Origin of the sequence: Pseudoalteromonas marina (assembly GCF_000238335.3) — a bacterium.
Classification (GTDB): Bacteria; Pseudomonadota; Gammaproteobacteria; order Enterobacterales; family Alteromonadaceae; genus Pseudoalteromonas; species Pseudoalteromonas marina.
The window spans coordinates 478,923-492,269 of the sequence record NZ_AHCB03000005.1 but is presented as its reverse complement, the minus strand read 5'-3'; the positions used below and the strand labels follow the sequence as shown (position 1 = coordinate 492,269).

General features: G+C 40.9%; 10 protein-coding genes and 1 tRNA gene. 2 read left to right on the top strand and 9 right to left on the bottom strand.

Translation table 11 applies throughout. The features are described from left to right. Positions 1 to 5 precede the first annotated feature (5 nt). On the top strand, positions 6 to 626 hold the full coding sequence (locus tag PMAN_RS02325; protein ID WP_006791934.1) for an AhpA/YtjB family protein: 621 nt from the start codon (positions 6 to 8) through the stop codon (positions 624 to 626). Here the strand turns inward: PMAN_RS02325 and PMAN_RS02320 are convergent. The 4 genes from PMAN_RS02320 to prfC form a co-directional block, all read right to left on the bottom strand. Further along, positions 593 to 1,360: a TatD family hydrolase gene (locus PMAN_RS02320; RefSeq protein WP_010555821.1), complete on the bottom strand. Its 768-nt coding sequence runs from the start codon at positions 1,358 to 1,360 to the stop codon at positions 593 to 595. The two genes, PMAN_RS02325 and PMAN_RS02320, sit on opposite strands and share 34 nt — an antisense overlap. Positions 1,361 to 1,381: 21 nt before the next feature. Then, a complete protein-coding gene (gene pdxH, locus PMAN_RS02315) occupies positions 1,382 to 2,020 on the bottom strand; it encodes a pyridoxamine 5'-phosphate oxidase (protein WP_010555820.1) in 639 nt (212 codons plus the stop codon). A gap of 450 nt (positions 2,021 to 2,470) precedes the next feature. After that, the gene (argS, locus tag PMAN_RS02310; protein WP_010555819.1) at positions 2,471 to 4,213 is read right to left on the bottom strand and encodes an arginine--tRNA ligase; all 1,743 of its coding nucleotides are present in this window, start codon (positions 4,211 to 4,213) and stop codon (positions 2,471 to 2,473) included. A 62-nt stretch (positions 4,214 to 4,275) separates the two neighbouring features. After that, complete coding sequence (prfC, locus tag PMAN_RS02305) at positions 4,276 to 5,865, bottom strand: peptide chain release factor 3 (RefSeq protein WP_010555818.1); 1,590 nt, start codon at positions 5,863 to 5,865, stop codon at positions 4,276 to 4,278. A 424-nt stretch (positions 5,866 to 6,289) separates the two neighbouring features. Between prfC and PMAN_RS02300 the strand changes: the two genes are divergently transcribed. Then, on the top strand, positions 6,290 to 8,950 hold the full coding sequence (locus PMAN_RS02300; protein ID WP_010555817.1) for a hybrid sensor histidine kinase/response regulator: 2,661 nt from the start codon (positions 6,290 to 6,292) through the stop codon (positions 8,948 to 8,950). Positions 8,951 to 8,979: 29 nt separating this feature from the next. Here PMAN_RS02300 and rimI read toward each other — a convergent pair whose 3' ends face one another. The 5 genes from rimI to guaB form a co-directional block, all read right to left on the bottom strand. After that, complete coding sequence (gene rimI / locus PMAN_RS02295) at positions 8,980 to 9,447, bottom strand: ribosomal protein S18-alanine N-acetyltransferase (RefSeq protein WP_010555816.1); 468 nt, start codon at positions 9,445 to 9,447, stop codon at positions 8,980 to 8,982. Beyond that, entirely contained in the window at positions 9,434 to 9,751 is a 318-nt protein-coding gene (locus PMAN_RS02290) for a hypothetical protein (protein ID WP_010555815.1), read from the bottom strand. The genes rimI and PMAN_RS02290 overlap by 14 nt, the downstream gene beginning before the upstream one ends. A 65-nt stretch (positions 9,752 to 9,816) precedes the next feature. Next, positions 9,817 to 9,893 (bottom strand) — tRNA-Trp (locus PMAN_RS02285). 154 nt (positions 9,894 to 10,047) lie between these two features. Next, positions 10,048 to 11,625: a glutamine-hydrolyzing GMP synthase gene (gene guaA / locus PMAN_RS02280; protein WP_010555814.1), complete on the bottom strand. Its 1,578-nt coding sequence runs from the start codon at positions 11,623 to 11,625 to the stop codon at positions 10,048 to 10,050. 97 nt (positions 11,626 to 11,722) lie between these two features. After that, complete coding sequence (guaB, locus tag PMAN_RS02275; RefSeq protein WP_008130378.1) at positions 11,723 to 13,192, bottom strand: IMP dehydrogenase; 1,470 nt, start codon at positions 13,190 to 13,192, stop codon at positions 11,723 to 11,725. Between the last annotated feature and the right edge of the window lie 155 nt (positions 13,193 to 13,347).

Genomic DNA, 13,347 nt, shown 5'->3' with positions numbered 1-13,347 from the left:
TGACTATGAAAAATAACCATCTTAAAAATCCAATATCAGCATCACAGAAAAAACGACTTTTACGGTTATTATTAGCTGCTGGCTGTTTTGTATTGCTTAGTTGGGTAGGTGTAAATAGTAGCTTTCAAAGCCATCAGTTATTATATGATAGCGCCGACAACACAGCACAAAGCTTAACTCAATTTATGGCTTTAAATGTTAAAACACCACTGATAGAAAAAAACAAACCTCAGTTAAACACTATTTGTAACGACATAGCTAAAGACGAATTTGTACTGTCGGCTACCATTTATGATCATCAGGGGATTTTAGTCGCCAGCAGTGATAATTGGCAGTCACACCATATTTTAGGTCAACTTCCAGAATCGACTCCAGGAATAAGTAAACTTAAAACACCATTTGTTGAACCCGTTATAAGCGATGATGATCGCCCTCTAGGGTTTGTTTCGGTAACCTATTTAACACGAGCTGCTATTTCAGATAGCCACAGCCATTTTCATGATTTGGGTCGTCAGGTTTTATTAATGCTAGTTATTGCATGTATTTTTACATGGCAATTGGGCCGTGGCTTAAAGCGTTGGCAAGTAAACCGCTATATACGAAAAACCTCAGAGCAAGAGTCGTAGAGCATTTTAGCTAACACCTCTTTATCGCTACTTTGTTTTAAACTACACAGAGCGTTGAACACATTAGGGATATGAAGCGGCGTATTAATCTCACCTTGATGACCATTTAGTGGCATTGAGGGCGAATCGGTTTCGAGCACTAAGTGCTGAGGTTCAATTTGAGTAATTACATTACGGGTTTTAGCTGCGCGCTCGTAAGTTATAACCCCACCCACGCCTAATTTAAAACCCTGTTTAATATAATACTGTGCTTGCTGTAGTGAGCCAGAAAACGCATGTATCACTCCACCATATTTTGGCTTACAGCGTTTAAACGATTGCGCAATTAAATCATGACTTTGCCGATGATGCACAATAAGCGGCAAATTTAGCTCATTAGCAATTTTTATTTGCTGCTCAAACAAACTCGTTTGTTTTGCAAGGTCTTCGATACTTCTATCAAGCCCACACTCACCTATAGCTATTAAATGATGCTTATTTGCAACCCCGAACTCAAAAAGTGCTTCTATGTGCGATTCTTTATGTTGATCTAAAAAGTAAGGATGTAACCCCGCAGCTATTTTTATACTTGGAAAAGTAGCTTTGAGTTTGATAAGAGTATGCGATTGGGCGAGCGTAATACCCGGTACAACAAACTGATTGACTCCCTTTGCTATACACTCGTTTATGAGCGATTCACGAATTGAATCAAACTCGCTAAAGTCGAGATGGCAATGAGAGTCAATAAATTGCACGGTTACTTAATCATCACTTTATTAAGGGTTTAAGCGTGTAACTTGCCAGCTGTTATCTGCTTGGCGCTGGTACATAAAACGGTCATGTAAACGGTGTGCACCACCCTGCCAAAACTCAATTTTAGTAGGCACTACACAGTAACCGCCCCAAAAATCAGGCAATGGGATTTCACCTTTAGCAAACTTGCTCTTCATATTAGCAAAGGTTTCCATAAGTACTTTTCGCGACGACACTGGCCTGCTTTGTTGCGACGCCCATGCTGCTAATTGGCTTTCTTTAGGACGCGATAAAAAGTATTTTGCCACGGCTGATGTAGGTAATGGGTTTGCCTCGCCGTATACAATCACTTGGCGCTCCATATGGTGCCACGGAAAGTGCAGCGATATTTTGTTATTGCCTTTTAGCTCTTGTGCTTTACGTGAGCCGGTATTAGTAAAAAATACAAACCCGTTATCGTCTAAATGTTTTAACAATACAATACGCTGTGAAGGTTGCCCGGTTTCATCAACCGTAGCGACCACCATGGCCGTTGGGTCTGGGATATTACTGCCCACAGCATGCTCAAGCCACGTTTCAAATTGTTTGAATGGATCATCTTGCAAGTTATCTTCGCTTAGCGCGTCTTGCAGGTATTCACGGCGGATGTCTTCGAGTTTCATAAACAAATCCTTCTCTGTTTATTAAAGCGTATGTGGGTAAGTTAAGGTCAGGCTGTTAATCGTTTTAAGAGCAAAAATAAAAATGTTTTGTTTAATGTTAGTTTAGTGTTGGGTTTCGTTTCACTCTACTCAACCTACGGTGCTATCAGCTACAAAATTGATTAACTTACAAGAGTTAATCAAGTAAAGCCTAAAATCATCTGCAAGTGTAGGAGTGCTGACAAGGCGAAGTGCTTTTTTATGCCAAGGAGCATACAATTAGTATATGACTTAGGCTAAAAAAGCACGACAACGTAGTCAAAGCGAACTACACGAAACAGAAGGTTCACCTAAGTAGTTTAGCCTAAGACAAGGCATTCACCCCTACTTATCCCTATGAGCATACGATTTGTATGTGATTAGGGTAAGTCGGGGTGGATAACGCAGTATTAGGTTAAAATACGACGGTGATTACATTTGCTCCATGACTTCAATGCCTAACAAATCCAATCCTGTTTTTAGCGTATCTGCCACTAAATTACACAACACTAAACGGCTGTCACGTACGCTTGGCTCTACCCCTTCTTTGAGTACTGGGCAGGCTTCGTAGAACGTCATGTATAGGCTAGCAAGCTCGTACAAGTACCCACATAATACGTGAGGAGTAGCCTCTGAGATCATTAAATCAAGCACTTCTTCAAGCTGCAGTAGTTTAAGCGCGAGTGCTTTTTCTTGCGGCTCGGCTATGGCTACATCAGCATTTAGCGTAGCGGCATCGACACCTGATTTACGGAAAATACTGCGTACACGGGTATAAGCATATTGTAAGTAAGGTGCTGTCGCGCCTTCAAAGCTTAACATGCTGTCCCAGTTGAATATGTAATCGCTGGTACGATGTTTAGAAAGATCAGCATATTTAACGGCGCCAATACCTACTTTACGGGCAATTTCGCTACGTTCATGATCCGATAAATCAGATTCACGCTCAGCAAGTTTTGTTGCTGCACGACTAATCGACTCTTCAAGTAAGTCGGCAAGCTTAACAGTGCCACCTGTACGGGTTTTAAATGGTTTACCATCGGCGCCCATCATGGTGCCAAACGGGCAAAACTCGTAGCTTGTTTCATCGCGTAAAAGGCCAGCTTTTCGTGCTGTAAGCTCTACTTGATTAAAGTGAAGGCTTTGGCGTGCATCAACAAATATTAAAATACGTTCAGCACCCAATTTATTTGAGCGGTAATCACACGCGGCTAAATCGGTGGTTGCATATAAAAAGCCACCACCTGATTTTTGCACGATAAACGCCGATGGCTCGCCATCTTTATTTGCAAGTTCATCTAAAAACACAACCTGTGCGCCTTGCGACTCTACCGCTATGTTTTTATCTTTTAATAAGCTAATAATGTCGTTAAGCTCACTATTATAAGCACTTTCAGCCATAATATCAGCTTGAGTAAGCGTTACGTTTAAGCGTTTGTAAACTTCTTCAGAGTGTTTAACTGAGGTCGCTATAAATAGCTTCCATAGCTTTTCACAGTGCGCGTCGCCGCCTTGTAGTTTAACTACGTAATCACGGGCTTTATCGGCAAAGCCTTCTTCATCGTCAAAACGTTTTTTAGCATCGCGGTAAAACGTTTCTAAATCAGCAAGCGCTACCGACTCTAAGTCTACGCCTTGGCTAATTTGATCTTCTAAATGCGCAATTAGCATACCAAATTGTGTGCCCCAATCGCCCATGTGGTTTTGACGAATGACTTTGTCGCCTCTAAATTCAAGCGCACGCACAATGGCATCACCAATAATGGTTGAACGTAAATGACCTACGTGCATTTCTTTTGCAAGGTTAGGTGATGAGTAATCTACAACAACAGTTTGCGGATTAGCGTGCTCGTTTACAGCCAGTTTTGCATCGCTGTTTGCTGCTTTAACACTGTTGGCTAAAAACTCCGGCTTTAAATGAATATTAATAAAACCCGGGCCGGCAATTTCAGTTTTTTCTGCAATGTCGGTTACATCTAGGTTATCAATAATTTTTTGCGCAAGCTCACGTGGGTTGCTTTTCATTTTTTTAGCGGCGCCCATTGCACCATTAATTTGGTAGTCACCAAATTGTGGGCGTGTGCTTTGTGTAACCGCTGGGTTTGTGTCTTCTGGTAGGCCTGCTGCGGTCATGGCGGCAATGGCTTTTTCTACTAAAATAGTACGAATGTTCATTATATTATTTACCTTTGTAAGCCCGCCATAGCAGGCTTTCAGTTAACTTTAGTCAGTCAATTCTAGTTTTCGCGCGTGTGGTTAAAGGTTACTTCTGGGTAACGCTCTATCGATAAATTAAGGTTTACACGGCTCGGTGCTATGTAAGTTAAGTTATCGCCACCATCAAGTGCTAAGTTGCTTTCGCACTTACGTTTAAACTCTTCAAACTTTTTAACGTCAGTTGAGCTTACCCAGCGCGCTGTATTTACGTTTACACCTTCGTAAATTGCATCTACGTTGTACTCAGCTTTTAAGCGCGCTACAACTACGTCAAACTGTAGTACACCTACCGCGCCTACAATTAAGTCGTTATTAATGAGCGGTCTAAATACTTGTACCGCACCTTCTTCAGAAAGCTGTACTAAGCCTTTTAATAGCTGCTTTTGTTTAAGCGGATCACGCAAACGAATACGACGAAATAGCTCAGGCGCAAAGTTAGGAATACCGCTAAACTTAAGCTTTTCGCCTTGCGTAAAGGTATCACCAATTTGGATTGTACCGTGGTTATGTAGGCCTATAATATCGCCTGCGAATGCATCTGCTGCACGCTCACGATCGCCTGCCATAAAGGTTACTGCATCTGAAATACTCACCTGTTTACCAAGGCGTACATGATTCATCTTCATGCCTTGACTGTATTTACCCGACACAATACGCATAAAGGCAATACGGTCACGGTGTTTTGGATCCATGTTAGCCTGTATTTTAAATACAAAACCAGTAAAGTTCTCTTCCGTTGCGATTACTTGGCGGTCTTCTGTTTCACGCGGTAGTGGCGTTGGCGCCCACTGTGTTAAACCATCAAGTACATGGTCTACACCAAAGTTACCAAGGGCGGTACCAAAGTATACTGGCGAAAGCTCACCTGCTAAAAATAGTTCAAGGTCAAACTCGTTTGAAGCCCCTATAACAAGCTCTAGTTCTTCACGCAGTTGTTCAGCGAGTTCTTCACCAATGGCGATATCTAGCTCTGGGTTATCAAGGCCTTTAACAGTGCGAACTTCCTGAATTGTATGACCTTGGCCTGTTTTGTATAAAACCGCTTCGTCATTATGAATGTGATAAACACCTTTAAACTCTTTACCACAACCAATTGGCCAAGTGATAGGCGCACAGGCAATATTGAGCTCTGTTTCTACTTCATCAAGTAGTTCCATTGGGTCACGAATATCACGGTCACACTTATTCATAAAGGTTACAATTGGCGTGGTACGTAGGCGCGTAACTTCCATTAGCTTACGGGTACGTTCTTCTACACCTTTTGCGGCATCAATAACCATTAAACACGAATCTACCGCGGTCAATGTACGGTACGTATCTTCTGAGAAGTCTTCGTGTCCAGGGGTATCAAGTAAATTAACCAGCGCATTGTTATACGGAAACTGCATTACAGAGGTAGTAACCGATATACCACGCTCTTTTTCCATTTCCATCCAGTCAGACTTTGCATGCTGATTAGAGCCACGGCCTTTTACTGTACCGGCTTTTTGAATCGCTTGTCCGAACAAAAGTACTTTTTCGGTGATGGTGGTTTTACCTGCATCCGGGTGAGATATAATTGCAAAAGTACGTCGTTTATTTATTTCGCTAAGGAGATTTTGGTCTGCCATTAAAAAATTCTTATAGTTTGTATACGGATAATATCACCATAAAGTGTGCAGACGTTTAAAGGCTAAAACTGCTAAACCTCGAAACCTCAACACACCAAAACCAAGAGTAAATTAGCCCCTAGTTTGCGATCCGTTATGTTAATCGTAATTAAAGACTATTTTCGCTGATCTTGGCCTTTTAAACAATCAATGGTTAGTTATTAACTGATCTTTTTTATTAATATTTAAGCTCAGGCCGTTTAGTTTGTAATTTGACTCAAGCTAAATAAAAACTTTTACCTAATTAAGTAATTAAAACCTACGCATAAAGGGGAAGTTACCTCTAACTAAAGTTTATATTTTAGCGATGAGTTAAGCGCAGGCTTGTTTAATAAACTTGTAACGCATACTATAAAAAGATTGCGTCAAGGATATTAGTTAGTTAATGAAAACCAGTAAGTTAAGCATTAGATTATTATGGTATATAACCCCGCTTGTTATATTGCCCCTGCTATTTTTAGGTGGGTTTACGTTAACTAATGTAACTAACTCTACGCAAAAACAAGCCGATCTAATCATGAGCCGCTTTGTTGAGCAGCAACAACAAAAAGCGTTTAACTACATAGACTCATTCCACTCTACCACTAAGCTACTTTCTCGCTCTCCGGTACTTAACGACTTTTTGGCCAATGACGCACTTTTAGACGGAAATTATACGCGCAGGCTTGGCGCTCTAATGGATGTATTTGCCAGTTACAGCGAAGCCTACCCTGACATTATTAGTATAAATCTAGTGTCGGCTAGTGGTAAAAGTGACGCCTATCATTCAAATAATTTAACCATAGCGCCTAAAAACTACCCCTTTTTTAATCAGGTTATACAAAGCAATTTGAGCCAACAGCAGTTTATGGTTCAAAAACCCGACGGCACAACCAGCCTGTATTTTGTGCAACGAATAGACAGCGTGGGTTATTACCTAAAACGTCCACAACAACTGGGGTTTATTGTTGTAAATGTTGAGCCTTCAATTTTAAATACCAGTATTTTAGAAGCGCCTTATAACAATACGCTCAATTTATTGTTGACCAAAGACGGTAAAATACTATTTAGCTCTAATTATAATTTACGAGGCCAGTACATTAGCGAATATGAACTTAATAAGGTTCGCGATTTGGCCGACATAGGCTCACTTTCTACCATTGAGTTATCGAGCATTGATAAAATCGAACGTATGATTTTTGCCGTACAAATGAGCGGCGGCTATTATTACGTATCAACAATTCCCAAAGCGGTACTTCATCAGTCGGGCAAAGCCATTAGCCTAATTACGGGTCTGATTGTTATTATTTCAGTGATCTCGTTACCTATCTTGATATTTGTTGTTGTACGTAACCTATTGTTAAATCCAATAGAGCTATTAGGTGCAGCCAGTCACCGAGTAGGTGACGGTGACTTAGCAGTAAGCTTACCCGCTCATACCGATGATGAAGTAGGCATACTGTTTAACGACTTTAACCACATGGTTAATCAAATTAGGCACTATCAACAACAACTCGAAGAATACAAACATCACCTAGAAGACAAGGTGGAAAGCCGAACTCAAGCGCTTGAGTCTATGAATAGCCAACTTGAACTCGCAATTACTCAAGCAGAGCAAGCTAACCAACTTAAAAGTCGTTTTTTAGCAAACATGAGCCATGAAATACGAACCCCTCTCACCGCTATTATGGGCTTTACAGAGCAGTTGCTACATAACGATAAAATAGTAAACGACAAACAACATTTAAGTACTATTTTACGAAATTCGAAGCACTTACTTGAACTCATTAACAATATTTTGGATTTATCTAAAATTGAAGCTGAAAAACTAGCTGTGGAGCAAGCCTCTGTAAACGTTGTGCAGTTAGTCCATGATATTGAGTCAATCATAACGCCACTGGCGCAAGAAAAGCGTTTAGAACTTAATATTATTTTTGACTTACCAATACCGCAAACTATATACACGGATGTAACACGCTTAAAACAAATTTTAATTAATGTGGCCAACAACGCCGTTAAATTTACAGAGCAAGGGCATGTCTCTATTTGTGTGCATTATCATGCTAAAAGCAACCTCATTGAGTTTGTAATAACCGACACCGGTATTGGTATGTCTGAGCATCAAATTTCTCGTGTATTTAAACCGTTTGAACAAGCAGATGCGACAACTACACGTCGCTTTGGTGGTACTGGTTTAGGATTATGTATATCCAAAAATCTGGCAAATTTATTGGGTGGCGACATAAAACTAGAAAGCGAAGTGGGCGAAGGAAGTGAATTTTCAATTAGTGCTGCTTGCCACTTAAAAGGCAAAACACCCGAGCTTGAGCTGCTTGTCGATCATGCACAATTAACCCCTGAAAAAGACCCTCTATTATCATTTGCGACTAACAGCTTTGACGCAAATATTTTGGTTGCTGAAGATAACCCAGATAATCAGCTACTGATTAAGTTACTGTTGCAAACTTGGGGGCTTGAGCCTGACATAGCTAATAATGGTGCACAAGCCGTAGAAATGGCGCTAGTAAACGACTATCAACTCATTATTATGGATATGCAAATGCCCGTCATGGGTGGGCTTGAAGCCACCAAAATGCTACGACATGCTGCTTACGACGGTCCCATTATTGCACTCACCGCAAACGTAATGAATCACGATATCGGCACCTATATAGAAGCTGGCTGCGACAAAGCGCTTGGAAAACCAATAGATAAAGATGCCCTCGAAAACGTACTTGTTAGCTACTTGCACCTTGAAAAGGATAATCAAAATAAGTGGGATGACTTGTTAAAAAGTGAAAAATTTCAGCAGATATCTGATAATTACTTAGCAAACTTACCCAGTTATTTGGAACAAATAAAAACATTTCACCATGCACAAGATTGGGAAAGCCTAAAAGCAGTTGCGCATAGTGTTAAAGGCAGTGCAGGATGTTTTAACTTTGATGCTGTTTACAAAAGCGCAGGCGAGCTTGAAGAAAACCTAAAAAGTAGCAATAAATCACAAAGAGATGAAATTATAAACTCAGTAATGGTGGCAATACAGCAGGCTATTAACTCAAAATAAAACAGTTAGCTGCCTGCAACTAAAAAGAATTACATAAACCCTAAGCTTAATGCCATACCCATTAAAATAGCATCTTCAAAACCGTTTTTAGTTGCATCATCACTTGGGTAATAATTCTTTCGTACCGACATCTCTATAAACCCAGCTTGCTCATAAAGTTTAATTGCACGCGTATTTGACTCTCGAACTTCTAAAAATAAATTTTCGGCATTTTGCTGTTCACCGTGCTCTATAAATTTACTCAATAGCCGCTTAGCAATCCCCTTACCTTGGTGCTCAGGCGTCACGCATATATCCATAAGCGTAAAATCTGGCCCTGCTTTTTCACCAATGTAAAAACCAACGAGTAGGTCACTATCAAAAGCCGCTAAATTAAAATAACGCCCACCAATACATGAACTCATCGTTTTTAAAGTCCAAGGATGACTATGACACGCGTTTTCAATAGCCATAAGCGCTTCTAAGGCATCGTTATTTACAGGTTTAAAGTTTATCAAGGTGTTCACTTATTAAAGCCCACAAAGCACGTTTATCGGTTGCACTTAGTTGTGGGGATGGCAATTCAAGCTGATCACCCGTTAATTGCATGTGCTTGCTTTTCACCACGCTATTTATAGCTAAAGGCACTGCTGCACGATTAATATCTGCAAGTAATTGGCTAGAAAGCTCAAGGGATTCAAATGAAGCAGGCGTTAATTCTTTTTCAACATTATTTCTAAGGGGGTCAGTATTTCCTGGTCGAAAATGAGTATTTAATTCGAGATTTTCAATATCAAAAACAGCTGCGTACCGTGAATGCATAACGACTCGATGAAATGAGGAAGTAAGATAATATAAGAATTAATAAATACGATGTAAAGAAGAAATGGCAGGGGCGGAGAGATTCGAACTCCCAACCGTCGGTTTTGGAGACCGCTGTTCTACCAATTGGAACTACGCCCCTGCAATGACGACGAATTATAGAGAAGTTTCGCTAAAGGTAAAGAGAAAAATCACACATTTAGTTTAACTGCTTTTTAAATAAACAAAACGGCGAATTAGCATGCTAATTCGCCGTTTTTTATCACTTTAATTTACATAACTAAATGCAGGGTAAATTATTCCCACTCAATAGTTGCCGGTGGCTTACCAGAAATATCGTAAACAACGCGTGAAATACCATCAATTTCGTTAATGATACGGTTAGAAACCACACCCAAAAACTCATACGGTAAATGTGACCAACGCGCAGTCATAAAGTCGATAGTTTCAACACAGCGCAGTGACACAACCCAATCGTACTTACGGGCATCGCCCATAACACCTACCGATTTAACTGGTAAGAACACGGTAAACGCTTGGCTTACTTTATGGTAAAGCTCGGCTTTGTGCAGCTCTTCAATGAAAATAGCATCTGCACGGCGAAGTAAATCACAGTACTCTTTTTTAATTTCACCAAGTACACGTACACCTAAACCAGGGCCCGGGAATGGGTGGCGGTAAAGCATGTCGTACGGTAAACCTAGCTCTAAACCAATTTTACGTACTTCATCTTTAAATAACTCACGCAGTGGCTCAACTAGGCCCATTTTCATGTCATCTGGTAATCCGCCCACATTGTGGTGAGATTTAATAACGTGTGCTTTACCTGTAGCAGATGCTGCTGACTCAATAACGTCTGGGTAAATGGTACCTTGACCTAACCATTTAGCGTTCTTAAGTTTTTTAGCTTGCTCGTCAAATACATTAATGAACGTGTGGCCAATAGCTTTACGCTTATCTTCTGGATCTGACTTACCGGCAAGGTCAGCTAAAAATTGATCTTCAGCATCAACCTTAACAATGTTTAAACCAAACTTGTTGCCAAACATGTCCATTACTTGCTGACCTTCGTTTAAACGAAGTAAACCGTTATCAACAAATACACATGTTAATCTATCACCAATGGCACGATGAATAAGCATAGCAACAACCGATGAATCAACACCGCCTGATAGGCCTAAAATAACTTCGTCGTCGCCAACGGTTTCTTTAATGCGCTCAATGGCATCATCAATAATTTTTGCTGGAGTCCACAGTTTTTCACAATCACAAATATCAATAGCAAAGCGCTCTAATAAACGTTGCCCTTGATGAGTGTGCGTTACTTCTGGGTGAAACTGTACGCCGTAAAAACGTTTTTCTTCGTTAGACATAGCAGCATGCGGACACGTTGGTGTTTTAGCTGTTGTGCTAAAGCTTGCTGGTACTTCCATTACTTTATCGCCGTGGCTCATCCATACGTCTAAAACGCCGTTGCCACCATCGGTAATATGATCTTCAATTGCATCAAACAATGCACAGTTGCCTACCTTTTCAACTTGCGCATAACCAAACTCTTTTTTATCAGAGCTGTGAACACTACCACCAAGTTGAGTAGCCATTGTTTGCATGCCATAACAAATGCCTAATACAGGAACGCCTGCATTAAACACATACTCAGGAGCGCGCGGGCTGTTTTCAAGTGTGGTTGACTCTGGGCCACCAGAAAGAATAATACCTTGTGGGTTAAACTCGCGAATTTGCTCTTCAGTCACATCCCATGCCCACAGCTCACAGTAAACACCAATTTCGCGTATACGGCGAGCGATTAGCTGAGTGTATTGTGAACCAAAGTCTAAAATGAGAATTCGTGAATCGTGAATATCTTTGCTCATGGAGTATCTCGTAAAGTAGATGCTAAATTCCACTAATTTGCTTAGTGGCTATTAAAGAGGGCTGGTAAAAGCCAGCCCCGTAATTTCAAGTCGTTGTTTAACCTAAGCGGTAATTTGGTGCTTCTTTGGTAATTTGCACATCATGAACATGCGACTCACCCATACCTGCAGATGTAACACGCACAAACTGAGGCTTAGTGTTTAGCTCTTCAATTGTTGCACAACCCGTTAAGCCCATTGCGCTGCGAAGGCCACCTACCTGCTGGTGAATAATAGTCGCTATTGGCCCTTTATACGCTACGCGACCTTCAATACCTTCAGGGACTAACTTGTCAGCTTCGTTTGATTTTTGGAAGTAGCGATCTGATGAACCTTCTTTTTGATCCATCGCGCCTAAGCTGCCCATACCACGGTATGATTTGTAGTAACGGCCTTGATATAGTTCTACTTCGCCTGGCGCTTCTTCGGTACCTGCGAGCATTGAGCCCACCATTACACACGATGCACCCGCAACAAGCGCTTTCACAATGTCGCCTGAAAAACGAATACCACCATCGGCAATTACTGGAATGTCGCGACCTTTTAAACCATCAACTGCATCTGAAATAGCCGTGATTTGTGGAACACCACAACCGGTAACAATACGGGTTGTACAAATAGAACCAGGGCCGATCCCTACTTTTACTGCATCAACACCTGCATCAGCTAGCGCTATTGCTCCCTCGGCAGTTGCGACGTTACCCGCTACAATTTGAAGATCTGGATAAGCCTGACGAGTTGCAGATACACGGTCAATAACACCTTGAGAGTGGCCATGAGAAGTATCGATAAGTAGAACATCAACACCCGCTTCAACTAGTGCAGCAATACGCTCATCAGTACCCGCACCAACGCCTACCGCAGCACCTACACGTAAACGACCTAACTCGTCTTTACATGCATGTGGTTTATCTTGCGCTTTTTGGTAATCTTTTACGGTGATCATGCCTTTAAGTTTAAACGCATCATCAACAACTAAAATCTTCTCAATGCGGTGTTCGTGCATTAAACCTAAAATTTCTTCGCGAGCTGCGCCTTCCTTAACGGTAACTAGCTTTTCTTTTTTAGTCATAACAGTCGAAATTGGCTGTTCAAGTTTTGTCTCAAAACGCATATCGCGGCTTGTAACAATACCTACTAAAGTGTTTTCTGGGTCGGTAACAGGAAAGCCTGAGAACCCTTTTTCTTCAGCAAGGTCCATAGCATCTGCAATTGTTAAATCAGCAGTCACTGTTACAGGGTAAGACACAATACCCGCTTCGTAGGTTTTAACTTTTCGTACGTTTTTCGCTTGTTCTTCAATAGTCATGTTTTTATGAATAAAACCAAGACCACCTTCTTGCGCAAGGGCAATAGCTAAACGAGCTTCTGTAACAGTATCCATAGATGCTGAAATAAGCGGCAAGTTAAGTTTGATACCACGCGTTAAGCGAGTTGAAATATTTGCCGTGTGTGGCAAAACAGTAGAATGACCTGGTACTAAAAGTACGTCATCAAAGGTAAGAGCTTCTTTAGCAATTCTAAGCATTTTGGCAACTTCTCACATGTGGATCTAAGATAAGGAATTGCGGCCAAATTTTAACAGCGTTATAAGCATTCGTAAATAATATTTCGCAAATATTTCGCAAATATTTATGATAAACTTCCCTTATAACTTGCCTCATAAATAGTTTTAGGTTGTTT